Consider the following 22467-nt stretch of genomic DNA (forward strand, 5'->3'; position numbering starts at 1 on the left):
TCACACCCCGGTGATGCGCCCCCAGACCTTGTGCAGCTCGGGCCGCTCGGCCGAGGTGACGTCGCGCATGGTGTGCAGCCGGGCGCGCATCCCGTCGGTCGGGAACACCAGCGGGTTCTCGGCGAGTTCGGCCTTCTCCTTGTCGCCGCTGGCCGCCAGCACCTCGCGGGCGGCCGGCACCGGGCAGATGTACTGGACGAACGCGGCGAGTTCGGCGGCCACCTCGGGCTGGTAGTAGTAGTCGATCAGCAGCTCGGCGTTGCGCTTGTGGGCGGCCCGGTTGGGGATCATCAGGCTCTCCGCCCACAGCTCGCCGCCCTCCTCCGGCACCACGAACTCGATGTCCGGGTTCTCGGCGGTCAGCTGGACGGCGTCGCCGGAGTAGGCCTGGCAGGCGAGCGCCGCACCGGAGGCGAGGTCGCTGGTGTAGTCGTTGCCGGTGAAGCGCCGGACGTGGCCGCTGTCCACCGTCTTCTGCACCAGGTCCATCGCGCGGCGCGCGTCGTCGTCGGTGAACTTCGCGATGTCCGCGCCCTGGGAGAGCATCAGCAGCCCGAGCGCCTCGTCCAGCCCGGCGAACAGCGTGACCCGGCCCTTGAGGTCGGGCGCCCACAGGTCGGCGGTGGACCTGATCTCCCGGCCGAGCGCCTTGCGGTTGTAGGCGATGCCGGTGATCCCGGACTGCCACGGCACGCTGCGCCGGCGCCCGGGGTCGAAGGCCGGCTCGGCCAGCTGCGGGTCCAGGTTGGCCGTGACGTTGGGCAGGTTGGCCCGGTCCATCGCCTGCACCCAGCCCAGCGAGACGTACCGCCCGGCCATCCAGTCGCTGATCACCATCAGGTCCCGGCCGGGGGCGGCGCCCTGGGTGAGCACCGGGCTGATCTTGCCGAAGAACTCGTCGTTGTCGTTGATGTCCTCGGTGTAGCCGACCGCGATCCCGGTCTTCTCGCTGAAGGCGTCCAGGGTGGGGCGCCCGCCCGCGTCGTCGGTGTCGATGTACTGCGTCCAGTTGGAGAAGACGAGCCGCTTGTCGTCCTCCGAACGGTCCGGCGCCGAGCGGCGGTCCTCGGCCACGTACGCGGCCGGGATGCCGCAACCGGTCAGCACGCCGGCGCCGAGCAGCGCGGCCCCGCCGAGCACGGAACGCCGGCGGACGGGGCTGGAGGCGGGAGGACGGCGGGTCAGGGTGGAGCTGCTGGGCATGAGCGGCCTTCCGGAGCGTGGGACGGCCCCGGGCACGCGGGTGCTCGGGGCCGTCCTGGTTGGTACGTCAGACAGTGTGCGCGTCGGTGAGCGACAGCACCTCGTCCAGGACCGCGAGGCCGGTCTTGGCCTCCTCCTCGGTGACGGTGCACGGCGGGACGACGTGGAAGCGGTTCATGTTGACGAACGGCCAGAGCCCGCGCTGCTTGCAGGCCGCGGCCAGCTCGCCCATCGGCGCGTTGGCGGCGCCGGCCGCGTTGTAGGGCACCAGCGGCTCGCGGGTCTCCCGGCTCTTCACCAGGTCCAGCGCCCAGAACACGCCGAGGCCGCGGACCTCGCCGATCGACGGGTGCCGCTCGGCCAGCTCGCGCAGGCCGGGGCCGAGCACCGTCTCGCCGATGTGCTTGGCGTTCTCGACGATGCCCTCCTCCGCCATGGTGGTGATGGTCGCCACCGCGGAGGCGCAGGCCAGCGGGTGGCCGGAGTAGGTGAGCCCGCCGGGGAAGGGCCGCTCGGCGAAGGTGGCCGCGATCTCGGCGCTGATCGCCACGCCGCCCAGCGGCACGTAGCCCGAGTTGACGCCCTTGGCGAAGGTGAGCAGGTCCGGGGTGACGCCCCAGTGGTCGGCGGCGAACCACTCGCCGGTGCGGCCGAAGCCGGCCATCACCTCGTCCAGGATGAACACGATCCCGTAGCGGTCGCAGATCTCCCGCACCCCGGCCAGGTAGCCGGCCGGCGGGACCAGGATGCCCGCGGTGCCGACCACGGTCTCCAGGATGATCGCCGCGACGGTGCCGGGCCCCTCGAACGCGATCACCTGCTCCAGGTGCTCCAGCGCGCGCTCGCACTCCTGCGCCTCGTTCTCGGCGTGGAAGTTGGAGCGGTAGGCGTACGGCCCCCAGAAGTGCACCACGCCGGAGACGCCGCTCTCGTTGGGCCAGCGCCGCGGGTCGCCGGTGAGGGCGATCGCGTTGGCGGTGGCGCCGTGGTACGAGCGGTAGGTGGACAGCACCTTCTGCCGGCCGGTGTGCAGCCGGGCCAGCCGGATGGCGTTCTCGTTGGCCTCGGCGCCGCCGTTGGTGAAGAAGATCTTGTCCAGGTCGCCGGGGGTGCGCTCGGCGATCAGCCGGGCGGCCTCGCTGCGCGCCTCGACCGCGAAGCCGGGGGCGATGGTGCAGAGCTTCGCCGCCTGCTCCTGGATCGCGGCGACCACCTTCGGGTGCTGGTGGCCGATGTTGGTGTTGACCAGCTGCGAGGAGAAGTCGAGGTAGCGGTTGCCGTCGTAGTCCCAGAAGTACGAGCCCTCGGCGCCGGCCACCGCGAGGGGGTCGATCAGCGCCTGGGCGGACCACGAGTGGAAGACGTGCGCGCGGTCGACGGCCTTGACGGCCTGGCCGGCGGCTGAGTCAGCGGTGGGAATGCTCATGCCGGTAAGGCTAGGGCGGGCCCGTCCCCGAAGGGCAGTTCCATCGTGTCAGCCGGTCGCGCCAACCGTCGACAGGGTGCAAAGACACAGGGCCCGGGTCGAGAAGACCCGGGCCCATGGTCGGTTCATACGACCTGAATCAGATCGCGGTCATACCTCGTCCAACGGTCACGACCCGCTCAGATCGCGGTCATACCTCGTCCAACGGTCACGACCCGCTCAGATCGCGGTCATGACGTGCTTCACCCGGGTGTAGTCCTCGAAGCCGTACGCCGACAGGTCCTTGCCGTAGCCGGACTTCTTGAAGCCGCCGTGCGGCATCTCGGCGACCAGCGGGATGTGGGTGTTGATCCAGACGCAGCCGAAGTCCAGGCGGCGCGACATCCGCATGGCGCGGGCGTGGTCCTTGGTCCACACCGAGGAGGCCAGCGCGAACTCGACGCCGTTGGCGTACTCGACGGCCTGGTCCTCGTCGGTGAACTTCTGCACGGTGATGACCGGGCCGAAGACCTCGTTCTGGATGATCTCGTCGTCCTGGTTCAGGCCGGAGACGACGGTCGGGGCGTAGAAGTACCCCTTGTCGCCGACCCGGTGGCCGCCGGCCTCGACCTTGGCGTGGGCGGGCAGCCGCTCGATGAAGCCGGAGACCTGCTTCAGCTGGTTGGCGTTGTTCAGCGGGCCGTACAGCACGTCCTCGTCGTCCACGCCGCCGGTCTTGGTCTCGGCCGCGGCCTTGGCCAGCGCCTCGACGAAGGCGTCGTGGATCGACTCGTGGACCAGCACGCGGGTGGCGGCCGTACAGTCCTGGCCGGCGTTGAAGTAGCCCGCCACCGAGATGCCCTCGACGGCCTCGGCGATGTCGGCGTCCTCGAAGACCACGACCGGGGCCTTGCCGCCCAGCTCCAGGTGGACGCGCTTGACGTCCTTGGAGGCGGACTCGGCGACCGAGATGCCGGCGCGCACCGAGCCGGTGATGGAGGCCATCGCCGGGGTCTTGTGCTCGACCATCAGCTTGCCGGTCTCGCGGTCGCCGCAGATGACGTTGAAGACGCCGGCCGGCAGCTCCAGCTCCTTGAGCACGCCGCCGATGATCTCGGCCAGCAGCACGGTGGAGGCCGGGGTGGTGTCGGAGGGCTTCAGCACGACGGCGTTGCCCGCGGCGATGGCCGGGGCGAACTTCCAGACGGCCATCATCATCGGGTAGTTCCACGGCGCGACCTGGGCGCAGACGCCGACCGGCTCGCGGCGGATGATCGAGGTCATCCCGTCCATGTACTCACCGGCGGCCTTGCCCTCCAGCATGCGGGCCGCACCGGCGAAGAACCGGATCTGGTCCACCATCGGGCCGATCTCCTCGGAGAGGGTCAGCGCGCGGGGCTTGCCGGTGTTGCGCACCTCGGTGTCGACGATCTCGTCGGCGCGGGCCTCGACCGCGTCGGCGATCTTGAGCAGCAGCTTCTGCCGGGTGCTCGGGGTGGAGTCGCGCCAGATCGGGAACGCGGCGGCGGCCGAGGCCATGGCGGCGTCCACGTCAGCGGCACCGGACAGCGGCGACGTCGCGTAGACCTCGCCGGTGGTCGGGTCGACGATGTCGAGCGTGCGGCCGTCGACCGCGTCGACGAACTCACCGTTGATGTAGTTGCGCAGCGTGCGAAGGTCGCTCACGGATCTCTCCTCGGTCTGGGCCTGCGGCGTTGCAGATTCCGGCGCCATGGTACGTCGGCGGGTCCGGCGTACGAAGGGTCCCGAGTGGCCGCACCCGGAGCGGCGCGGTCCACTGGTGGCGGTACGTGCGGCGGCCCTCGGGGGCGCGCGCGTACGGTGCCAGGGTAGCCGCACGACTGCTGGTATCGACAGGCGGAGTGCGCTCCGGCAATGAAATCCGCATACGTTTTCCAAGATCACGACGAAATCAGCAGTTTCCACGCTTGCGAACGCGCGAACGATCAGGCACAGTGGCCGCGTGGCCAACCGCGACCGGAACGCCAGCGTTCCCCTCGACGCCGCCTCCAAGGCGATCATCGAGCAGCTCCAGGAGGACGGGCGCCGCCCGTACGCCGCCATCGGCAAGGCCGTCGGCCTGTCCGAGGCGGCCGTGCGGCAGCGCGTCCAGAAGCTGCTCGACCAGGGCGTGATGCAGATCGTCGCCGTCACGGACCCGCTCACCGTCGGCTTCACCCGCCAGGCGATGGTCGGCATCCGGGTCGAGGGCGACATCGAACCCGTCGCCGACGCGTTGGCCGCCCTCGACGAGGTCGACTACGTCGTCTGCACCGCAGGCTCGTTCGACCTCCTGGCCGAACTGGTCTGCGAGGACGACGAGCACCTGCTCGAAATGATCAACAAGCGCATCCGCGCGCTTCCCGGCGTGCGGAGCACCGAGAGCTTCGTTTACCTGAAGCTCCGGAAACAGACCTACACCTGGGGCACCCGATGACAGCCGACCCGGCGCAGAAGGACCTTTCCAAGACCGCCTACGACCACCTGTGGATGCACTTCACCCGCATGTCGTCGTACGAGAACTCCCCCGTGCCGACGATCGTCAAGGGCGAGGGCACCTACGTCTGGGACGACAAGGGACGCAAGTACCTCGACGGCCTCGCCGGCCTGTTCGTCGTCCAGGCCGGCCACGGCCGTGAGGAGCTCGCCGAGGCCGCCGCCAAGCAGGCCAAGGAGCTCGCCTTCTTCCCGGTGTGGAGCTACGCCCACCCGAAGGCCGTCGAGCTGGCCGAGCGCCTGGCCAACTACGCCCCGGGCGACCTGAACAAGGTCTTCTTCTCCACCGGTGGCGGCGAGGCCGTCGAGACCGCCTGGAAGCTCGCCAAGCAGTACTTCAAGCTGACCGGCAAGCCGACCAAGTACAAGGTCATCTCGCGCGCCGTCGCCTACCACGGCACCCCGCAGGGCGCCCTGTCGATCACCGGCCTGCCGGGCCTGAAGGCCCCGTTCGAGCCGCTGGTCCCGGGCACCCACAAGGCGCCCAACACCAACATCTACCGCGCCCCGGCCTTCCTCGAGGGCCCCGACGGCACGGTCGACCCCGAGGCCTACGGCCGCTGGTGCGCCGACGAGATCGAGGTGGCCATCCTCAACGAGGGCGCCGAGACCGTCGCCGCCGTCTTCGTCGAGCCGGTGCAGAACGCCGGTGGCTGCTTCCCGCCGCCGCCCGGGTACTTCCAGCGCCTGCGCGAGATCTGCGACCGCCACGACGTGCTGCTGGTCTCGGACGAGGTCATCTGCGCCTTCGGCCGCCTGGGCACCATGTTCGGCGCCGACAAGTTCGGCTACCAGCCCGACATGATCACCTGCGCCAAGGGCATGACCTCGGGCTACTCCCCGATCGGCGCCACGATCATCTCGGACCGCCTCGCCGAGCCGTTCTACAAGGGTGACAACACCTTCCTGCACGGCTACACCTTCGGTGGCCACCCGGTCTCCTCCGCGGTGGCGCTGGCCAACCTCGACATCTTCGAGCGCGAGGGCCTGAACCAGCACGTGCTCGACAACGAGTCGGCGTTCCTGGGCACCCTGGACAAGCTGCGCGACCTGCCGATCGTCGGCGACGTCCGCGGCAACGGGTACTTCTACGGCATCGAGCTCGTGAAGGACAAGGTCACCAAGGAGTCGTTCAACGACGAGGAGGTCGAGCGCGTCCTCTACGGCTTCCTGTCGAAGGCCCTCTTCGACAACGGCCTGTACTGCCGCGCCGACGACCGTGGCGACCCGGTCATCCAGCTGGCCCCGCCGCTGATCTCCGACCAGTCGACCTTCGACGAGATCGAGCAGATCCTGCGGACCAGCCTCACCGACGCGTGGGCGAAGATCTGATCCCCTGAGCCTTCTTCCCCACCCTCCGCCGAAGGGCGGCCCCGCTCCCCGCGGGGCCGCCCTTCGGCGTCCCCGGTCCGCTCAACATCACAGTCGTACGACCAAACATGCCTGAATGCGGGTGATTTGCCCGTGATGGACCAGTGCGCCGCAACCGCGACCCGGCCCCCTCGTTCTAATCTGACGACTGTCATATCCCTGCGGCCACCCAGGATGGATCCTCATGTCAGCGGCACCGCCTGACAACGACGTGCTGTGGGCCCGAGGGATCGTCAAGTCCCATGACGGCACCCCCGCCCTGCGCGGCATCTCGATCGGCGTCCGCGAGGGCGAGGTGCTCGCCGTCACCGGCCCGCGCGGCTCCGGCAAGAGCACCCTGCTCGGCTGCCTCTCCGCGCAGCTCCCGGTCGACGAGGGCGAGGTCTGGTTCAACAGCGCCCCCGTGCACACCCTCGCCCGGGCCGGCCGCGAACGGCTGCGCCGCGACCGCTTCGGCTTCGTCGGCTCGGAGCCCCACCTGGTGCCCGAACTGACCGCCCGGGAGAACGTCGCCCTGCCGCTGCTGCTCGCCGGGGCCGGCAACAAGGCCGCCTACACCGCCGCCGACGAGTGGCTGGAACGCCTCGACGTCGGCGACTGCGCCCGGCTGCGCCCAGAGCGGCTCGTCCAGAGCCGGCGCCAGCGGGTCGCCGTCGCCCGCGCCCTGGCCCCGCTGCCGCCCGTGGTCTTCGCCGACGACCCCACCGCCCCGCTGCACCGCGAGGCCGCCGACCAGGTCATGCGGATACTGACCAGCGCGGCCCGGTCCCACCAGCTCACCCTCGTCCTCGCCACCCACGACGCCGAACTCGTCCGGTTCGCGGACCGCGCCGTCGCCCTCGTCGACGGACGGCTCACCGCCCCCGTCGCCCCCGTCCCCCGCGGCACCACCGCCCCCGGGGCCAACGGGGCACCCGCCGTCACGGCCACCCGCCGCTGACGGCGCCGGGCCGCCGAACGCCGAGCCACCGAACGCCGCCGAGCCGCTGAAAGAGTCGACGTGTTCTATTTCCGTCTGGCCCGGGGCTACCGGGTGCCCGACCTCGGCCGCTGGCTGCTCACCGCGCTGGCCGCCGCCGTGGTCGCCGCCTTCCTGCTGCGCTCCCTCGGCCGGGCGATGAGCGACCCGGCCGGCGGCGCCGGCCCGCTGGTCCGGCTGCTCTGGTGCCTGCCCCCGCTCGCCGCCGTCGCCTGGTTCGCGGCCGTCGCCGCCCGCGCGGTGCCCGCCCGGCGGCCCGAGCGGATCGCCGGCCTCACCGCCGCCGGGGCCGGCTCCCACCGGATCCGGACACTGATCGCCGGCGAGGTCGCGCTCGCCTCCACCCTCGGCAGCGTGCTGACCCTGCTGGCCTTCCTGGTGCTGCGCAACGACGTCGCCGGGCCCGGGCTCGCCCCCGACCTCGGCATGGGCGTGCCGCTGCCGGCCGCCGCACCGGTCGCCCTGCTCGCCCTGGTCCCGCTCAGCGCCGGCACCGCCGCCGCCTGCGCGGTGCCCGTCACCGAGACCCTGCCCGGCGGCCGCACCCAGGCCCCGACCGGCTTCGGCGTCTGGCGGATCGCCCTGGCGACCGGACTGGGCGTCATCGGCGCCGCGCTCGAACTCATCGCCCTGCGCCCCGGCGCCGCCGCCGACGGCCGCCCGATCCACCTGCCCGCCGGGCTCGGCAGCACCAGCACCGCCGCCCTCGGCGGCTGGGCCGCCAGCGCGCTCGGCCTCGCCCTGCTCACCGGCCCGCTGCTGGGCTGGGCCGGGCGGCTGCTCGCCGTCGGACGGCCCACCCCGCTGCGGCTGCTGGCCGGGCGCGGGCTCACCGCCCAGGCCCGGCGGCTCGGCGCACCGCTGGCCGTGCTCACCCTCGCCGTCGCGCTGGTGCTCACCACCGTCCGCTACTGGATCGGCACGCCCGACAGCGCCGACGCGCTGCCCGCGGTCGAGGCCTGCCTGGTGCTCGGCTGCGCGGCCGCCGCGGTGGTCACCCGGCTCGCCGAGGTCCGCACCGACCGCCGGGAGGTCACCGACGCGCTGCTGCGCCTCGGCACCTCGCCCCGGCTGCTGTTCGGCGCGGTCGCGCTGCGCACCCTCGCAGTGGGCAGCACACTGCTGCTGACCGGCGGGGCGACCGCCGCACTGGCGGCCGCCGGCCTGCGCTGACCCGCGCCACGCGCCTGGCGCCTGTCCTAGCCCGCCGCGGCGAGCTGGCCGCAGGCGCCGTCGATCTCCTGGCCGCGGGTGTCGCGGACGGTCGTCGGCACGCCGTGCGACTGGAGGCGGCGGACGAACTCGCGCTCGTCCTCGGGCCGGGAGGCCGTCCACTTGGAACCCGGGGTCGGGTTCAGCGGGATCAGGTTGACGTGCACCCGGTGGTTCTTGATCAGCCGGCCGAGCAGGTCGGCCCGCCAGGCCTGGTCGTTGATGTCCTTGATCAGCGCGTACTCGATGGAGATCCGGCGGCCGGACTTCTCCGCGTAGTTCCAGGCCGCGTCCAGCACCTCGGCGACCTTCCACCGGGTGTTCACCGGGACCAGCTCGTCGCGCAGCTCGTCGTCCGGGGCGTGCAGCGACAGCGCCAGACGGCAGCTGAGGCCCTCGTCGGCGAACCGGTTCATCGCCGGAACGAGGCCGACGGTGGAGACCGTGATGCCGCGCTGGGACAGGCCGAAGCCGTCCGGGGCCGGGTCGGTCAGCCGGCGGATCGCGGCCAGCACCCGGTTGTAGTTGGCCAGCGGCTCGCCCATGCCCATGAAGACCACGTTGGACAGCCGCGCCTCGCCGCCGGGGATCTCCCCCGCCTTGAGCGCTCGCATCCCGGAGGCGATCTGCTCGACGATCTCGCCGGTGGACAGGTTGCGGGTCAGACCGGCCTGGCCGGTGGCGCAGAACGGGCAGTTCATGCCGCAGCCGGCCTGCGAGCTGATGCACATGGTGACCCGGTCCGGGTAGCGCATCAGCACGGACTCCACGAGCGTGCCGTCGAACAGCTTCCAGAGCGTCTTGCGGGTGGCGTCGTCGTCGCAGGAGACGTGCCGGACCACCGACATCAGCTCGGGCAGCAGGCTCCCAGTGAGCTTCTCCCGGCTGGCGGCGGGGATGTCCGTCCAGCTCGCCGGGTCGTTCGACATCCGGCCGAAGTAGTGGTTGGAGAGCTGCTTGGCGCGGAACGGCTGCTCGCCCAGCTCGGCGACGGCCTCCTTGCGCTCGGCGGGGCTCAGGTCGGCGAGGTGTCGCGGGGGCTTGGCGCCGCGCGGCGCGACAAAGGTGAGTTCTCCGGGCTTAGGCATGGTTGTTCCAGTGTCGCAGACGCCGAGCGTTGGACCCGTCCGTGCCTGGGGAGGCGGGCTCAACGCTGGCCGTCATCTGTCATCGTTGGCCGCCTCCGGACGGCCCACAGACGGCCCGGTCCGTAGAGACACCCCACCGCCCTACCGGCTGGTGCGGGGAAGCATCGAACGACACCACCACGCGCGCATAGACTGGCGCGCACCAGTTACGGAGGGCGGGAGAGTGCGAAAGGGCATGGGAGAGAAGACGGAGCGGGTGGAACAGATCATTCGCCAGTGGATCGACTCCGGCAAGCTCGCCGTCGGCGCCAAGCTGCCGTCCGAACGCACCATGTCGGCTGACCTCGGCATCGGCCGGACGACGGTCCGCCTGATTCTGTCGCGGCTTGCCGCCGAAGGCCTGGTGGTCGCCCGGCAGGGAAGCGGCTACTTCGTGAGCGCTCGCAGCACGGAGGGACAGCGCACGGCCACGGGGACGCCACAGCAAGAGCTGAAGCCGTGGCGCATCCACGGCGAGCGACTGGTCTACGACAACGAGTGGGTGAAGCTCGCACTCGTAGACGTCGAGCCTCCCGGCGTCGAACGCTTCGAGCACCACGTGGTGCGGCTTCAGCACGTGGCCATCACGGCTGTGGTGGACGACCAGGACCGCGTCTTGATGCTCTGGCGGTACCGCTTCGTCCCGGCCCGGTTCGGCTGGGAGTTGCCTGGCGGAATCGTGGACGCCGGTGAAGACGCCGGCGCCGCCGCCGCTCGGGAGGTCGAGGAGGAGACGGGCTGGCGCCCCGGCTCCGTCGAGCACGTGGTCACCTATCAGCCCATGGTCGGCATGGTGGACTCCCCTCACGAGATCTTCGTGGCCAGGGGCGCCACCAAGGTTGGAGAGCCGACCGACGCCGAGGAGGCCGGGCGGATCGAGTGGATTCCCCTCGCTGATGTGCCGGGCATGATCGCTCGGGACGAGCTACTCGGGTCGGGGACACTGGTCGCCCTGCTCCACCTGCTGGCCAACCGCCCGCAGCGACCTACAGGCGCCCGGTAAGACCCTCGATCCGCCTCCTGTAGCGAACCGAGCCTGTTCGGTTCGCCAGGAGGCGGGCCTGTTGTAGATGCTCTTGGGCCTGGCCGACCTCTCCCCGCACCAGGTGGGCCTGTGCCAGGTCGCACCGCAGCCCCGCCGAAGCCCTCGCGAACGCCGGATCCATCCCCTCCAGGGCGACGTACAGCTCTGCCAGCGCGGCATCCTCGCCCAGCATCGCGAGAGCGTTCCCGCGCCAGCGCGCCAGGTGGTTGGCGTTCAGGAAGATGCTCACCATGTCCGGGTCTCGCGCTTCGTCCCCCGCCGGCAGCACGGCCGCCGCCTGGTCAAGGGCCATCCGGCAGTCGTTCGCAAGCCCCGCCTTCGCGCACAGCTCGGCCTCCGCCGCGAACAGCCAGGCCGCAAGCCGCGGGGACACCTTGCCGCCTCCTGTACGGTGTGCGTCGCGCACCAGGTCCACGGCCATCTCCGGACGACCGGCGTCAGCCAGGACGTAGGCCTGCTCCGCCATGGCGTGAGCCAGGTACATGGGCTGCTCGGCTTCGGACGCCGCCCTCTTGCCCAGTTCGTAGTGACGCCAGGCGCGCTCAACCGCCCCGGAGTCCAGCGCCTGCCACGCCGCAAGGGTGGCGGCCCCCGCCAGGGCCGTGGCTACCGGCCGCCTGGCATCCGGCAGGACGGCAAAGGTCAGCGCGTCCTCCAGGGCATCAAGGTGCGCACGCATCTGGTCGACCAGCGCCGCCGCACCCATCTGACGGTCGAGGCGTCGCAACAGCTCCGTCTGGTCTAGCAAGGTATCCACCATGCCCAGACTCAGGCCCCGGGCCGCGTCGATACGACTGATCAGCTCGTCATAGCCGTCAGCCGCAGGCGCGGCCGGGGGCGGAGCACCGAACAGCTCGTCGTCGGTCTTTCCGAACAATGCCCGCAGAATGGTCGCGTAGCCGCCGGAGACGGCCCGCCGGCCGTTCTCCCACTCGGAGATGTAGACCTTCAAGCTCGCCGGAGAGGCCACGTCCAGAAGCCGTTGCTCGGCATACCGGACGATCTCACGGACCAGCCGGTCCTGAGACCAGCCCCGATCCTTGCGAGCTTGCCGAAGCCCTTCTGCCATGTGCCCACCTCTGCCGTGGCGATGCCGGTCATCCACAGCATGCCGCACCAGTGGGGCCAGGCATGAGGGGTTAACAAAACTGGGTTAACCCCTGCTGGCTACCGGGTTGTTGGCGCACGCAGTTCCATGGTGATGCAGCCGGAACTGACAGACCGGCACGCACCAGCAGCGAACCACTTGACACTGGTGCGCACCAGTTGCAAACTACTGGTGCGCACCAGTTAGCCGACAGGCTCGCTGAACAGGTGCCACCTGCTTTCTCGTGACTCCCGCTCCTGCCCGGTCTGGGCTCCCCCGCGATACGCACGTGCCCCTGGAGGCTTCGCCATGCCTGCCGCACTCCGCACACCCGCCGCCCCGACCGTGACCGGTCGTTCCTACGCCCGCCGTGTGGCGTCGCTGACCAGCCGCCCCTGCCGAATGTCGGCGGGGGCGTGGGTGGCGGAGGCCCAGGGGACCGAGCGGCGACGCCGTGCGGTGGCGTGCCGCCTCGGTCGGCTGACCGGGACGCGGGCGCCGCGCTGGAGCGGCAAGATCAGCGAGGAGGACTGGCGAACGGTCCTCGCGGCCGGCGCGGCGACCCTGGCCGAGACCACGGGCCGCTCCGCCGCCAAGGAGGACCGCGCCAGGTGCGCCAAGTGCGGGACGAGGCTGAACCGGGCCAACGCCAGCAGCCTGTGCAACCCGTGCCAGGCCTCCGCCAACGCCGAGCCGGAGCACCAGCAGCAGGCTCCCGCCAGCGAGCGTTCCGAGCTGGACCGGGGGCACCTGGCCGTGGCGGCCCAGGAGTTCACCCAGGTGGCCGCCAGCAGGGGCGACCGCGTGGTCGACCGGACCCGCAACGGCCGCGTCGAGGCCCTCGTGGCCGAGCTGCTGGCCGCCCAGCCGGCGAGCGCGCTGGACCTGGTCGGCGAGGACGAGCGCCGCCTGATCGAGGCCTGGAGCCCGTTCCGCACCGGCAAGCGCCACATCATCCGGTGCGCCGACGGCTCCCGCCGCTACGGCACCGGCGAGCTGGTCCCGGAGCACTAACCCGCAGCTCAACCCGCCACTGCCCTGCGCGGTGGACGGCTCCCGTGTCCTTGGCCGGAAGAGGAGCCGCCCCCGCCGGGCCCACCACCAACTAGGAAGAGGTAGACCCGTGAGGTCGATTGTTGCAGGGCAGACGGCCCTGACGCCGGAAGAGTTCGCCGAGCTGGCGCTCGGTCTCGTCGCGGACTCCGCGTTCGCCCGGCTGTTCACCGGGGTGCCCGGTGAGAGCGTGGTCGAGCGTGAGGCCCGGATGGACGCGGCGGACGACGTCCTGGCGGACCTGCGCCGGGAGGACCCGGTGCTCGCCGCCTACGCCGAGCGCCTGCTGAGCATCGCGCCGGTGCCGCTGCGGCGCCCGGCCGTCATCCACCGCATCGCCGGCGTCGAGCGGGTGGCGGCGTGAACGACACCCTGACCGGTACCGGGTGGCACTTCGACGCCGACACCGGGCTGACCACCCGCAACCCCACGGTGATGGTGGACGGGCCGACGCCGCTGTACGAGGTCCTCGCTCTGCCGGACGACCTGTTGCGGCGGGCCATCGCGGTGCACGAGGCCGGCCACGTCGCGGTCGCGCTGTACTTCGGCTTGCCGTTCGAGAGCGTCTGGGTCTCGGACGACCTGGGCAAGGACCCGAGCCGTCCGGGCGGCGCCGGTGGGGTCACCGTCAGCCGCAGCTTCTCGGCTCCGCTCTACGACGCCCTGGTCATGCTGGCCGCCGGTGAGCGGGCCGAGGACCGGTGGCTGCGCGAGGCCGGCCTGTGGACCGGGACCCGCGGCTGGGCGGCCGAGGCGGGAGCCCTCGGCGACCGGGACAGGATCAACGAGGCCGTGTACGAGAACTTCGGCGAGGAGGTCACCTACGGCACCGGGGGCGACCCGTGCCGGGACCTGGCCGCGCTGCACGACCGCACCGACGCCCTGCTCGACCTGCTCTGGAGCCGGGTGGCCGCCCTCGCCGACGCGCTGACCCAGCGCGGGCAGCTGAACTGGGAGCAGGCCGCCGCGGCCGCCAGGTTCTCCCCGGAGCGGGGGTGGCAGCGGTGAGCGGGCTGAACGACTTCCGTTCCGAGCGGCGCGAGGACCGCCGGGCCGAGCGGGCCGACACCCGGGCGGACCTGCGGGAGGAGCGCGAGCAGCGCCGGTTGGACGCCGAGGCGGCCCGCCTGCGGCGCCTGGCCGACGAGCGTGCCGCCGAGGAGGCGAAGGAGCGGCGGCGGGCGGCGCGGGCCGCGCGGTTCGGCCGGGTGACCGGCTGGGTCGCGGCGAGCCCCGCGCGGGCGTTCGTCCGGCTGGTGCAGGCCTGCTCGATCGTGCCGGCCGTGGTCTCCCAGGTCGCCGCGCTCGACCACGCCAAGGTCGCTGTCCTGCTCGCGGTGCTGCTGGCCGCGATGCTGGAGGGCGGCGCGTGGGCGCTGGTCGCCATGGGCGCCCAGGCCGAGGGCGAGCGCTCCACCCACACCTACCGCCTCGGCGCCTGGGCCGCCGGGACGGTTGCCGCCGGGATCAACTTCGCCCACGGCTGGGCGCAGTACCCGCACTACCACTGGGTGGCGTTCGTGCTGGCCCTGTCCAGCATCGGCGCCGTCTGGCTGACCGACCTGCAGACCCACGGCGGCCGGGGCCCGACCACCGCCGAGAAGAAGCAGGCGAAGGAGAAGGCCGAGCACGCCCGCCAGCGGGCCGAGCACCACCCCGAGGTCCGGACGGTCGCCGACCGGCTGCTGTCCGCTGCCGCCTACGGAGCGTTGTCGGCCGACGAGGCGTGGCGGATCGCCTGGGAGTACGTCCACGGTGTCACCGTCCCCGGCCTGACGGCCGATCTGCTGGCCCAGCGGCTCAACGCCCGGGCCCGGGTGGCGGAGCTGAGCGCGCTCCCGGCGCCGGCCGACCTGTGGCCGGGAATGCCCGACGACCCGTTCCCCGCCCTCACCCTCCCGCTGCCCTCCGGACCGTCCGACGGCGTCTACCTCGACACCGTTCCCGACGGGCTGCGGAACGCTTCCCCGATCACCGCCGAAAGCCTCGAAGCCCTTTACCGAACGGGGTCGTACGCACCCGCACCCGACTCCGGGACACCCGGGATCGAGCCCTCGGACGACCCTGTCGGGAACGCTTCCGCGACCGCCGGGGAACGCCCCCTCGACCCGGCCGACATCGCCCGGGTCCGGGTCCTGGCCGACGACCTCGCCGCCCGCGACGAGGAGCTCAGCACGAAGAAGGTCCGCGACGCGCTCGGCTGCCGCAACGACTACGCCGTGCGCCTGCGCCGCCACGTCGTCGCCGAGCGCAACGACCCGCCGGCCGCCACCTGACCTCGAAGGAGACCGACATGAAGACCTGCGACTACTGCGGCGAGGCCAAGCCGGACGTCGAGGACGTCCTGGACCCGTTCGTCCAGGACGTCTGCAACGAGGAGTGGGTGCGCCCGCTCTGCGACGCCTGCTACCGGCTGCTCTGCGAAGAGATCTGATCCTCTCCCCCCGGCTCCACCCCGCCACGCCGCACCCGGAGGGCACTGTCATGGCCCTGACCACCATCGAGGTCGTCAGCTTCGGCTACCTGCACGGCACCCCGCCCGAGGCGACCGTCGTCCTCGACCTGCGCCGCCACTTCCGCGACCCGCACGTCGACCCGGCCCTGCGCGAGCAGACCGCCCACGACCTGCCCGTCCGCCAGGCCGTACTCGGCACCCCGGGCATCCACGAGCTGATCGCGGGCACCGCGCTGCTGACCGACGCCTACGATGCCGGGCCCACCGAGGCGCCGCTGACCATCGCGATCGGCTGCGCGGGCGGACGGCACCGCGCCGCCACCGTCGCCATGGCCCTCGCCCGGCGCCTCGCCAAGACCGGCGCCACCGTCCGCCTCACCCACCGCGACCTCGACAAGCCCGTCGTCGACCGCTGAAGGAGCGCGTGACCTGATGCAGATCTTCCGCCGCACCCAGCAGCCGCAGTCCGGCCAGCAGCGCCGGGCCGCCGCCGTCCGCGACGCGGACCGCGAGGGCCAGCGCCAGATCGACTCCCACCGCACCAGCCGGTCCACCACCGCCTGGCACACCGCGCCGGCGCCCCGCTCCTGGTGGCGCTCCTCCTGACCCCCGTCCCCGGTGGTGCACGTCCCCGCACGCTCCAGGTGTGCGGAGGTGTGCACCGCCCCTGAACAGGGAGAACCCATGGGCTACATGCTCTGCTGTTTCTTCTTCGCGGCGGACTTCGCGATCGCCGTCGCCTTCGTCCGCGAGCTGATCCGTCGGAGGTGGACCCGATGACCGCCGTCCCCCCTCCCCCCTCCCAGCCGCCCACCGTCGGCATGCCCGAGCCCGTGGTCGAGTGGTGGCGCAAGAGCGGGCCGTGGAACCAGCGCACCGCCGAACCCGCCTTCGCCGCACCGCAGTTCACGGCCGAGCCCGTATACATCGACCTCCGCAAGGACACCGCCCCCGACACCACCCCCGGCGCCGCCGACGCCGTCGAGGACCAGGCCGTCGAGGACGACGACCAGGAGCAGGCCGACTCCGCCACCGAAGCCGAGCAGGCCGACGACGAGGACGGCGCGGACGAGGACGAGGCGGACGACGACAAGCCGCGGACCGCCGGCCAGAGCCTCCGCGAGATGATCAGCATGACCCCGCAGGAGCAGGCCGAGCAGGCCCACCTGCGTCGCGAGCGCGCCTTCCGCAAGGCAGGGGAGACCCCGGAGCAACGCGAGGACCGCTACCGCGCCGAGCAGATCGTCCAGGAGCGCCGGGCGTCCGTGCTGTGGCGCCAGCCGCACTCCGAGCGCGCCCGCCGCTTCCGCCGCTGGTGCATCCTCACCGCCGCCTCCGGCGTCGCGGGCTACCAGATGGGCCTGGTCACCCTCGCCGCCCACGTCCCCCTGGTCGTCGCCACGCTCGGCGCCGGCATCGGCTGGGGCATCGACCAGCGGATGCGCGGATGGGGCCACGTCCGCGTGAGCGAGGTCCGCGGCCCCATCGGGATCACCGTCCTGATCCTCGTCCGGGTCCCGTTCGCCTCCGCCCTGATCGGCGCCCTCGGCCTGGCCCCCCTGATCGCCCTCTTCTCCTCCACCCACCACTGACCGTCAGGAGATCGACATGGACACCCAGATGCTCGGCTCGTTCGGCTCCGGCGGCCTCTGCCTGACCATCGCCGTCTGGATCATCATCGGCAACCGCAAGGCCGACAAGCAGGGCAAGCTCGCCAAGAAGTTCAAGGCCGAGCACACCGCCTGGCTCATGATCGCCTTCGGCACCTTCGCCGCCGGGGCCGGACAGGCCTTCAGCGCGCCGGGCCAGGTCGGCGAGGCCCTCACCCACGCCTTCATCTCGCAGGAGGCCGCGTTCGGCAACGTCGGCGCCGGCGCCGTCGCCGCGATCCTCACGATCATCCTGTTCGGCACCAAGCCGCACGCGATCAAGGACTCCGTGCTCGGCGCCACCGTGCCGTCCGTCTACGCCGCCGCCCAGGGCCTCTGGGCGCTGCCCCTCACCGTGCTCGGCTCCGTCATCAAGGGCATGGCTGGTGCCTGATGGACGAGTCGATGGAAGAGCAGCAGCAGGAGCGGACCAGCTACCTCAAGGGCGCGAACCTCACCGCGCTCGGCCTGGGCACCCGCCTGATCATCCGCGCCGCCCGGCCCCACGCCGCCAAGCTGAAGGTGACCAAGCAGCAGGTCGGGGGAGCGATCGGCCTCGGCCTGTTCTTCTCCCCCGTGCTGGCCCGGCCCGTCGCCCGGTACGCGCCGACCACCATCACCGTCCTCCTCGTCCTGTGGGTGATCGTCGCGGTCTCCGTCGGCAACACCAAGGCCGCCGCCGACCTCGCCGCCGCCGACGAAGAGGCCCGGGAGAAAGCCGCCGAGGAGAAGGCCGCCAAAAAGGCCGCGGCCAAGGCCTCCCCCGACGCCAAGGCCGAGAGCGCGAGCCCGTCGGCGGGCACCCCCTCCCCCGCCGAGCCGGACGGCGCCGGCGCCCCCGCCGACGAGCCCCAGGACGCCCCCGCCGACGCCGACCTGTACGCCCTCGTCCGGCACGTCGCCGCCATGTCCGACCAGGGCACCGCCGCCCACCTCCCGGACCTCCTCGCCGAGGGCCAGAAGCGGGGCCTGTTCGGCGGCTGGGAGCAGGCCGACCTGAAGGACCACCTGGAGGCCCTCGGAGCCCCTGTCGTGGAGGGCAAGAAGCTCACCTTCGACGGGCGCCAGCGCAACCGTCAGGCAGTGCTGCTGAAGGGCCTCCCCGAGCGCGCCCCGGGCACCGTCCCGGCGGTCCTCCAGAAGACCGCCTGACCCCGCTCCCCCGCCCCCTCCAAGGGCCCCTCCCGGGAGCCGGTAGGGCGGTAGGAACCACAGGTCAGAGCCCGCCTACCTACCGCCTACCGGCCCCCTACCTACCGCCCTACCTCACCCAGAACCACCCCAGCCAGAAGGGGAACCCGATCATGAACCCTCGCCTCCGCGCCGTCCGCCGGGCCCGCGTCCGCCGGGCCGTCCTCACCCTCCTGATCTACACCGCCACCGGCGTCATGGCCGTCGTGATCGCCTACGTCATCGGCGACGTCCTCCGCGCCTTCAACGACATGCTCGGCCACCTCGCGCCCCTCCCCGACGCCGCCCCGGCCCCCACCAGCCGCTGACCCCCCCGACCGATCAGCACCCACCGAAGGAGCACCGCCATGAAGCGCGCCGACGCCATCCGCTACCACCTCGAAGAGGCCGCCGCCCTCACCCGGGCCGCCGAAACCGCCACCAGCCCCGACGCCCACGACGAACTCCTCACCCTCGCCCACGAGCACGAGGGACTCGCCGACGCCGCCCGGCACGGCGAGTACCCCACCGACGAACTCGAGGACTGACCAGCCCGCCCACCGACACGAAAGGCTCACCATGCACGACGACCAGGACAAGCACTTCCTCGCCGGTTGGACCGAGGACCGCTCCAACTACACCCGCTGGGCGGAGGAGCGGGGAGCGGCCGACGCCGCCGACGACGCCGCTGACGACCCGTGGCAGGACACGGACACCGGCGACGCGGCGGACGACGACCCGGACGGCTGGGACGACGAGCCCGCCGTCTACTGACGCCCGCCCACCCCAGCCCGCACCCCACGAACGAGAAGGACCCCAAGGACCCCGTGGACACCGTGCTCGCCAGCCTCATCGCCGTCATCGGCACCCTCACCGGAAGCCTCGGCACCATCCACCTCCAGCAGCGCGCCGCCCGCCGCGCCACCCACCGCCACGACCTCCAGACCGCCGGCGGACACCTCCTCACCGCCCTGACCGCCTACCGCGCCGCCGTCTACGCCCTGTGGACCGCCACCACCAGCGACCCCGACAGCACGCCCGCCGAGCAGATCGCCGCCGTCCGCACCGCCCGCGCGCACCTCACCGCCGCCCGCGACGCGCTGTTCCTCCTCACCACCGACACCACCGTCCGCGACGCCGTGCACGCCGCCCTCGACGCCACCTTCGCCCTCGGCGACGACCAGGAACAGGACCAGATCACCAGCGGGCGGCCCGCCGCCCTGGACGCCCACCACACCCTCCTCGACGCCCTCGCGGCCGCCATCCACGGCGCCTGACCTGGAGGACCCGCATGGCCCGCCTGCGCCTGTACTACTTCAGCCTGCCTCGCCCCGTCTTCTACCTGATCGACACCCCCGACCCGAAGTGCCCCCGGTGCGGGGGCGACGGCTACTGGGGCGACGACCACGACACCGACGAGTACGGCGACGCCGAGTACGTCAACTGCGGCTGCTGGACCCCCGACCGCTTCCGCCGTCTGCTGGTCGTCCCGCGCTGGATCGCCTGCCGCTGGCTCGGCTGGATCCCGCCCGAGGACGAGGACGACGTCCACGACGACTGGCAGCCCGGGCCGTGCGACCACCGCGACGGCAATCCCGTCGACCCCCCGGCCTGGGGCCGGTACTGCGCCTGCCGGACCGGCCGGGGCGCCGACCCCGAGAACTGCCTCTGCGGCCCCAGGAACAGCTGAGCGGTCCGGACCGTCCCAGAGCCACATCACCCGCACAGCACGAAGCCCCGCACCAGCCGACGATCCGCCAAGACAGCGGCTGGTGCGGGGCCGTGCATCCCAACAGAGACGGGACCAAGCATGCCCGAGTTCGACCACTCCACGCTCGCCTTCGTGGACGACGACCACGACGACCGGTTCGGCCTCTACCTCGGCGAGCACGCCGACCAGCTCGACGACAGCGACATCCTGATCTCCGGCGCCGAGGTCGCCATGCTGGCGTGGACCGTCGCCACGGCCCCGACCATGATGCCCGGCTACGTGCGCATCCGCCCCGACCTGCTCGCCGTCACCGCGACCCCGGCCGAGGACGCCCCGGCCGACCTGGTCCTGCGCATCACCGTCCCCCTCCCGCACCGCGCGCTCGCCGCCCGCCCCGGGCCGGGCCGGTGGCTCGACTGGGAGCGGGACTGCTACCAGCGCGGCCCCTGGTCGGCCCAGGTCGAGCCGATCCCCGACCACCGGCCGGTGCTCACCCTCACCGCCGACATCCTCCTGCCGCTGCCCGCCGACGAGTTGATCACCCCGCCCGTGCCGCTGCCCCGCGCGGAGCTGACCCGCACCGCGAAGCGCGTGGTCGCCCGCCTCGCCGACCACGTCAACGAGTTCGGTGGCCCGGCTGTCGCCTCCCTGCTCGGAGCGACGTCGTGAGCGGGCCGCGCATCGGGTCGCTGTGCACCGGGTACGGCGGCCTGGACATGGCCGTCGAGCGCGTGCTGGGCGGGGAGTTGGCGTGGGTGGCCGACCCCGACCCCGGGGCCTCGGCGATCCTCGCCCACCACCACCCGAACGTCCCGAACCTCGGCGACATCCGCGCCGTGGACTGGGCCGACGTCGGGCCGGTGGACGTGCTGACCGCCGGTTTCCCCTGCCAGTCCGTCAGCCTGGCCGGCCTGCGGGCCGGGATCGTGCCCGGCGCCGCGTCCGGCCTGTGGGCCGAGGTCGCCCGCGCCGTCCGCGAACTGACCCCCTCCCTGGTGGTGATCGAGAATGTCCAAGGCCTCCTCTCGGCGAAAGCCACCCGCGGCGACGCTGCTGGAGTGGGACCCGGATCGGAGGATCTGGACCCGGCGACCGGACGGCCCCTCGCTCTTCGCGCTCTCGGCGCCGTTCTGGGAGACCTGGCCGGCCTCGGGTTCGATGCGGAATGGACGAGCGTGCGAGCGTCCGACGTCGGCGCCGCCCACCAGCGCACCCGCGTCTTCCTCCTCGCCTGGCCCGCCCACCCCCAGGGCCCGCGACTCCCGTGGCCGCAGCATCCCGGACGGCCTGCCGACCGTGGTGGAGCTGCTGCCGACCCCGACCGTGTCGGAGGCCACCGGCACCGGGCACACCGGCCGGGGCGGGATGAACCTGCGGCACACGATCTCCCTGCTGCCGACCACGACCGCCGCCGACGGCGACCGCACCAGCGCCACGTTCAGCCGGGGCAACCCGACCTTGACCGGCGCGGTGACGTCGACGGCCACGACGGAGGACCGGACTGGGGCCCGTACGGCCCGGCCGTCCGCCGGTGGGAAACGCTCCTCGGACGGGCCGCACCCCGGCCAACTGACGATCGGGGACGACTGAACCCCGTCTTCGTCGAGTGGCTGATGGGCCTCCCAGCCGGGCACGTCACCGCTGTCCCCGGCCTGTCCCGCACCGCCCAACTCCGCGCGCTCGGCAACGGCGTCGTCCCCGCGCAGGCCGCCGCCGCCCTGCGGATCCTCCTCGACCGCGCCACCACCGGCGACGCCGGTCTGGGGGCGGCCGCGTGACCGGGCGCGTGCCGCCGCTGGCCGGGGCCGCCCTGTGGGAGGCCGTCCTCGCTGCGGCGGCCGGCCGCTGCCAGTGCCGGGGCACCTGCGGCACCAGCCACGACAAGGACGGCGGCCGCTGCCCCGCCGTCCACGGCGCCTACCAGACCCGGCACGGCCGCGGCTGGGTGCGCTTGCTCGCCGCCCCCGCCGACCCGGCCGCGCTGCTGCTGCCCCCGCACCTGGCCGCCGCCCTGCCCAAGCGCGGGCTGGCCGCCTGGTGCCGGCACTGCCACGACGCCACCCGCCTCGCCGCCGCCAAGGCCCGCGAGGCCACCGCCCCGGCCGTCGAGCCGGCCGCTCTCTTCGACCTCTGACCCGCCCGGAGATCCCCGTGTCCATCAAGTCCGTGACCTGCCACGTCGCCGTCTGCGACGTGTGCGGCACCACCTACGGCACCGACCGCCACGACGAGCGCGCCGTCCACTGCACCACCCGCGAGGCCGCCGTCGGCCTGGTCCACGCCGACCCCGAGTGGCTGGTCACCACCGACGGCCGCGTCATCTGCCTGCTCGGCGACCCGGCCCACCAGGCCGCCCTCGACGCCCTGATGCCGCCCGCCCCGGCCGCCGTCTGCGACGGACAGCTCCCGCTCGACCTCTGACCGCCCCTTCCCTTCGGGCGGTCCGCGCCCGAAGCCCCCGTGACCGGGCTCGGGCCGCCCTG

At 72.6% G+C, this 22467-nt stretch carries 29 protein-coding genes; 24 read left to right on the forward strand and 5 right to left on the reverse strand.

Going from position 1 to position 22467, the window contains the following annotated elements:
- From ACWDD9_RS31650 to ACWDD9_RS31660, 3 genes are all read right to left on the reverse strand, one after another.
- Positions 1-1203: a polyamine ABC transporter substrate-binding protein gene (locus ACWDD9_RS31650; RefSeq protein WP_449813483.1), complete on the reverse strand. Its 1203-nt coding sequence runs from the start codon at positions 1201-1203 to the stop codon at positions 1-3.
- Positions 1204-1270: 67 nt separating this feature from the next.
- Positions 1271-2629 carry an aspartate aminotransferase family protein gene (locus tag ACWDD9_RS31655; RefSeq protein WP_049651899.1) on the reverse strand — a complete coding sequence of 453 codons (1359 nt, stop codon included), beginning with the start codon at positions 2627-2629 and terminating at the stop codon, positions 1271-1273.
- 219 nt (positions 2630-2848) lie between these two features.
- The gene (locus ACWDD9_RS31660; protein ID WP_049651898.1) at positions 2849-4342 is read right to left on the reverse strand and encodes a gamma-aminobutyraldehyde dehydrogenase; all 1494 of its coding nucleotides are present in this window, start codon (positions 4340-4342) and stop codon (positions 2849-2851) included.
- A gap of 250 nt (positions 4343-4592) precedes the next feature.
- Between ACWDD9_RS31660 and ACWDD9_RS31665 the strand changes: the two genes are divergently transcribed.
- The 4 genes from ACWDD9_RS31665 (at position 4593) to ACWDD9_RS31680 (ending at position 8648) form a co-directional block, all read left to right on the forward strand.
- A complete protein-coding gene (locus tag ACWDD9_RS31665; RefSeq protein WP_030306695.1) occupies positions 4593-5066 on the forward strand; it encodes an Lrp/AsnC family transcriptional regulator in 474 nt (157 codons plus the stop codon).
- Positions 5063-6457: an aspartate aminotransferase family protein gene (locus ACWDD9_RS31670; protein ID WP_049651897.1), complete on the forward strand. Its 1395-nt coding sequence runs from the start codon at positions 5063-5065 to the stop codon at positions 6455-6457. The genes ACWDD9_RS31665 and ACWDD9_RS31670 overlap by 4 nt, the downstream gene beginning before the upstream one ends.
- Positions 6458-6680: 223 nt before the next feature.
- Entirely contained in the window at positions 6681-7436 is a 756-nt protein-coding gene (locus ACWDD9_RS31675; RefSeq protein ID WP_049651896.1) for an ABC transporter ATP-binding protein, read from the forward strand.
- A gap of 60 nt (positions 7437-7496) precedes the next feature.
- Positions 7497-8648 carry a hypothetical protein gene (locus ACWDD9_RS31680; protein ID WP_449813484.1) on the forward strand — a complete coding sequence of 384 codons (1152 nt, stop codon included), beginning with the start codon at positions 7497-7499 and terminating at the stop codon, positions 8646-8648.
- 26 nt (positions 8649-8674) lie between these two features.
- Here the strand turns inward: ACWDD9_RS31680 and rlmN are convergent, their stop codons facing one another.
- Entirely contained in the window at positions 8675-9775 is a 1101-nt protein-coding gene (gene rlmN, locus ACWDD9_RS31685) for a 23S rRNA (adenine(2503)-C(2))-methyltransferase RlmN (protein ID WP_074001525.1), read from the reverse strand.
- A gap of 235 nt (positions 9776-10010) precedes the next feature.
- On the opposite strand from rlmN, the gene ACWDD9_RS31690 reads away from it, so the two are divergent.
- Complete coding sequence (locus ACWDD9_RS31690; protein ID WP_449813485.1) at positions 10011-10817, forward strand: GntR family transcriptional regulator; 807 nt, start codon at positions 10011-10013, stop codon at positions 10815-10817.
- Here ACWDD9_RS31690 and ACWDD9_RS31695 read toward each other — a convergent pair.
- Entirely contained in the window at positions 10801-11928 is a 1128-nt protein-coding gene (locus ACWDD9_RS31695; RefSeq protein WP_449813486.1) for an XRE family transcriptional regulator, read from the reverse strand. The genes ACWDD9_RS31690 and ACWDD9_RS31695 overlap by 17 nt on opposite strands.
- A gap of 327 nt (positions 11929-12255) precedes the next feature.
- Here ACWDD9_RS31695 and ACWDD9_RS31700 point away from each other — a divergent pair, with 327 nt between their 5' ends.
- The 19 genes from ACWDD9_RS31700 to ACWDD9_RS31790 all read left to right on the forward strand — a co-directional run bounded on the left by ACWDD9_RS31700 (position 12256) and on the right by ACWDD9_RS31790 (position 22405).
- Positions 12256-12960, forward strand: coding sequence for a hypothetical protein (locus ACWDD9_RS31700; protein ID WP_449813487.1), 705 nt, complete (start codon positions 12256-12258; stop codon positions 12958-12960).
- A gap of 109 nt (positions 12961-13069) precedes the next feature.
- Positions 13070-13363, forward strand: a complete 294-nt coding sequence (locus ACWDD9_RS31705) for a hypothetical protein (RefSeq protein WP_449813488.1) — start codon at positions 13070-13072, stop codon at positions 13361-13363.
- Positions 13360-14007, forward strand: coding sequence for a hypothetical protein (locus ACWDD9_RS31710; RefSeq protein WP_449813489.1), 648 nt, complete (start codon positions 13360-13362; stop codon positions 14005-14007). Before ACWDD9_RS31705 ends, ACWDD9_RS31710 begins: the two co-directional genes overlap by 4 nt.
- On the forward strand, positions 14004-15275 hold the full coding sequence (locus tag ACWDD9_RS31715) for a hypothetical protein (protein ID WP_449813490.1): 1272 nt from the start codon (positions 14004-14006) through the stop codon (positions 15273-15275). Before ACWDD9_RS31710 ends, ACWDD9_RS31715 begins: the two co-directional genes overlap by 4 nt.
- A gap of 17 nt (positions 15276-15292) precedes the next feature.
- The gene (locus tag ACWDD9_RS31720) at positions 15293-15433 is read left to right on the forward strand and encodes a hypothetical protein (protein ID WP_387822847.1); all 141 of its coding nucleotides are present in this window, start codon (positions 15293-15295) and stop codon (positions 15431-15433) included.
- Positions 15434-15483: 50 nt separating this feature from the next.
- Entirely contained in the window at positions 15484-15870 is a 387-nt protein-coding gene (locus tag ACWDD9_RS31725; RefSeq protein WP_449813491.1) for a RapZ C-terminal domain-containing protein, read from the forward strand.
- A 16-nt stretch (positions 15871-15886) separates the two neighbouring features.
- The gene (locus ACWDD9_RS31730) at positions 15887-16060 is read left to right on the forward strand and encodes a hypothetical protein (RefSeq protein WP_449813492.1); all 174 of its coding nucleotides are present in this window, start codon (positions 15887-15889) and stop codon (positions 16058-16060) included.
- A gap of 170 nt (positions 16061-16230) precedes the next feature.
- Positions 16231-17046: a hypothetical protein gene (locus tag ACWDD9_RS31735; RefSeq protein WP_449813493.1), complete on the forward strand. Its 816-nt coding sequence runs from the start codon at positions 16231-16233 to the stop codon at positions 17044-17046.
- 16 nt (positions 17047-17062) lie between these two features.
- Positions 17063-17497, forward strand: coding sequence for a hypothetical protein (locus ACWDD9_RS31740; RefSeq protein WP_449813494.1), 435 nt, complete (start codon positions 17063-17065; stop codon positions 17495-17497).
- Positions 17498-17508: 11 nt separating this feature from the next.
- Positions 17509-18255, forward strand: a complete 747-nt coding sequence (locus tag ACWDD9_RS31745) for a hypothetical protein (RefSeq protein ID WP_449813495.1) — start codon at positions 17509-17511, stop codon at positions 18253-18255.
- A gap of 152 nt (positions 18256-18407) precedes the next feature.
- Positions 18408-18602: a hypothetical protein gene (locus ACWDD9_RS31750; RefSeq protein ID WP_449813496.1), complete on the forward strand. Its 195-nt coding sequence runs from the start codon at positions 18408-18410 to the stop codon at positions 18600-18602.
- A 39-nt stretch (positions 18603-18641) separates the two neighbouring features.
- The gene (locus ACWDD9_RS31755) at positions 18642-18821 is read left to right on the forward strand and encodes a hypothetical protein (RefSeq protein WP_449813497.1); all 180 of its coding nucleotides are present in this window, start codon (positions 18642-18644) and stop codon (positions 18819-18821) included.
- A 31-nt stretch (positions 18822-18852) separates the two neighbouring features.
- Positions 18853-19047 (forward strand): hypothetical protein, encoded by a 195-nt coding sequence (locus ACWDD9_RS31760; protein ID WP_449813498.1) that lies wholly within the window; start codon positions 18853-18855, stop codon positions 19045-19047.
- A gap of 53 nt (positions 19048-19100) precedes the next feature.
- On the forward strand, positions 19101-19550 hold the full coding sequence (locus tag ACWDD9_RS31765) for a hypothetical protein (protein WP_449813499.1): 450 nt from the start codon (positions 19101-19103) through the stop codon (positions 19548-19550).
- A gap of 14 nt (positions 19551-19564) precedes the next feature.
- Positions 19565-19963 carry a hypothetical protein gene (locus tag ACWDD9_RS31770; RefSeq protein WP_449813500.1) on the forward strand — a complete coding sequence of 133 codons (399 nt, stop codon included), beginning with the start codon at positions 19565-19567 and terminating at the stop codon, positions 19961-19963.
- A gap of 120 nt (positions 19964-20083) precedes the next feature.
- The gene (locus tag ACWDD9_RS31775) at positions 20084-20653 is read left to right on the forward strand and encodes a hypothetical protein (RefSeq protein ID WP_449813501.1); all 570 of its coding nucleotides are present in this window, start codon (positions 20084-20086) and stop codon (positions 20651-20653) included.
- A complete protein-coding gene (locus tag ACWDD9_RS31780; protein WP_449813502.1) occupies positions 20650-21762 on the forward strand; it encodes a DNA cytosine methyltransferase in 1113 nt (370 codons plus the stop codon). The genes ACWDD9_RS31775 and ACWDD9_RS31780 overlap by 4 nt, the downstream gene beginning before the upstream one ends.
- Entirely contained in the window at positions 21759-22118 is a 360-nt protein-coding gene (locus tag ACWDD9_RS31785; protein ID WP_449813503.1) for a hypothetical protein, read from the forward strand. The genes ACWDD9_RS31780 and ACWDD9_RS31785 overlap by 4 nt, the downstream gene beginning before the upstream one ends.
- A gap of 17 nt (positions 22119-22135) precedes the next feature.
- Positions 22136-22405, forward strand: a complete 270-nt coding sequence (locus ACWDD9_RS31790; protein WP_449813504.1) for a hypothetical protein — start codon at positions 22136-22138, stop codon at positions 22403-22405.
- The last annotated feature ends 62 nt before the right edge of the window (positions 22406-22467 follow it).

Source organism: Kitasatospora sp. NPDC001119 (assembly GCF_053598475.1).

Coding starts and splice junctions, on each gene's coding strand:
- ACWDD9_RS31730 (WP_449813492.1), top strand. CDS start 15,887: ATGCAGATCTTCCGCCGCACCCAGCAGCCGCAGTCCGGCCAGCAGCGC.
- ACWDD9_RS31655 (WP_049651899.1), bottom strand. CDS start 2,629: ATGAGCATTCCCACCGCTGACTCAGCCGCCGGCCAGGCCGTCAAGGCC.
- ACWDD9_RS31720 (WP_387822847.1), top strand. CDS start 15,293: ATGAAGACCTGCGACTACTGCGGCGAGGCCAAGCCGGACGTCGAGGAC.
- ACWDD9_RS31670 (WP_049651897.1), top strand. CDS start 5,063: ATGACAGCCGACCCGGCGCAGAAGGACCTTTCCAAGACCGCCTACGAC.
- rlmN (WP_074001525.1), bottom strand. CDS start 9,775: ATGCCTAAGCCCGGAGAACTCACCTTTGTCGCGCCGCGCGGCGCCAAG.
- ACWDD9_RS31650 (WP_449813483.1), bottom strand. CDS start 1,203: ATGCCCAGCAGCTCCACCCTGACCCGCCGTCCTCCCGCCTCCAGCCCC.
- ACWDD9_RS31775 (WP_449813501.1), top strand. CDS start 20,084: ATGCCCGAGTTCGACCACTCCACGCTCGCCTTCGTGGACGACGACCAC.
- ACWDD9_RS31755 (WP_449813497.1), top strand. CDS start 18,642: ATGAAGCGCGCCGACGCCATCCGCTACCACCTCGAAGAGGCCGCCGCC.
- ACWDD9_RS31740 (WP_449813494.1), top strand. CDS start 17,063: ATGGACACCCAGATGCTCGGCTCGTTCGGCTCCGGCGGCCTCTGCCTG.
- ACWDD9_RS31750 (WP_449813496.1), top strand. CDS start 18,408: ATGAACCCTCGCCTCCGCGCCGTCCGCCGGGCCCGCGTCCGCCGGGCC.
- ACWDD9_RS31745 (WP_449813495.1), top strand. CDS start 17,509: ATGGAAGAGCAGCAGCAGGAGCGGACCAGCTACCTCAAGGGCGCGAAC.
- ACWDD9_RS31770 (WP_449813500.1), top strand. CDS start 19,565: ATGGCCCGCCTGCGCCTGTACTACTTCAGCCTGCCTCGCCCCGTCTTC.
- ACWDD9_RS31725 (WP_449813491.1), top strand. CDS start 15,484: ATGGCCCTGACCACCATCGAGGTCGTCAGCTTCGGCTACCTGCACGGC.
- ACWDD9_RS31735 (WP_449813493.1), top strand. CDS start 16,231: ATGACCGCCGTCCCCCCTCCCCCCTCCCAGCCGCCCACCGTCGGCATG.
- ACWDD9_RS31700 (WP_449813487.1), top strand. CDS start 12,256: ATGCCTGCCGCACTCCGCACACCCGCCGCCCCGACCGTGACCGGTCGT.
- ACWDD9_RS31660 (WP_049651898.1), bottom strand. CDS start 4,342: ATGGCGCCGGAATCTGCAACGCCGCAGGCCCAGACCGAGGAGAGATCC.
- ACWDD9_RS31675 (WP_049651896.1), top strand. CDS start 6,681: ATGTCAGCGGCACCGCCTGACAACGACGTGCTGTGGGCCCGAGGGATC.
- ACWDD9_RS31690 (WP_449813485.1), top strand. CDS start 10,011: ATGGGAGAGAAGACGGAGCGGGTGGAACAGATCATTCGCCAGTGGATC.
- ACWDD9_RS31695 (WP_449813486.1), bottom strand. CDS start 11,928: ATGGCAGAAGGGCTTCGGCAAGCTCGCAAGGATCGGGGCTGGTCTCAG.
- ACWDD9_RS31760 (WP_449813498.1), top strand. CDS start 18,853: ATGCACGACGACCAGGACAAGCACTTCCTCGCCGGTTGGACCGAGGAC.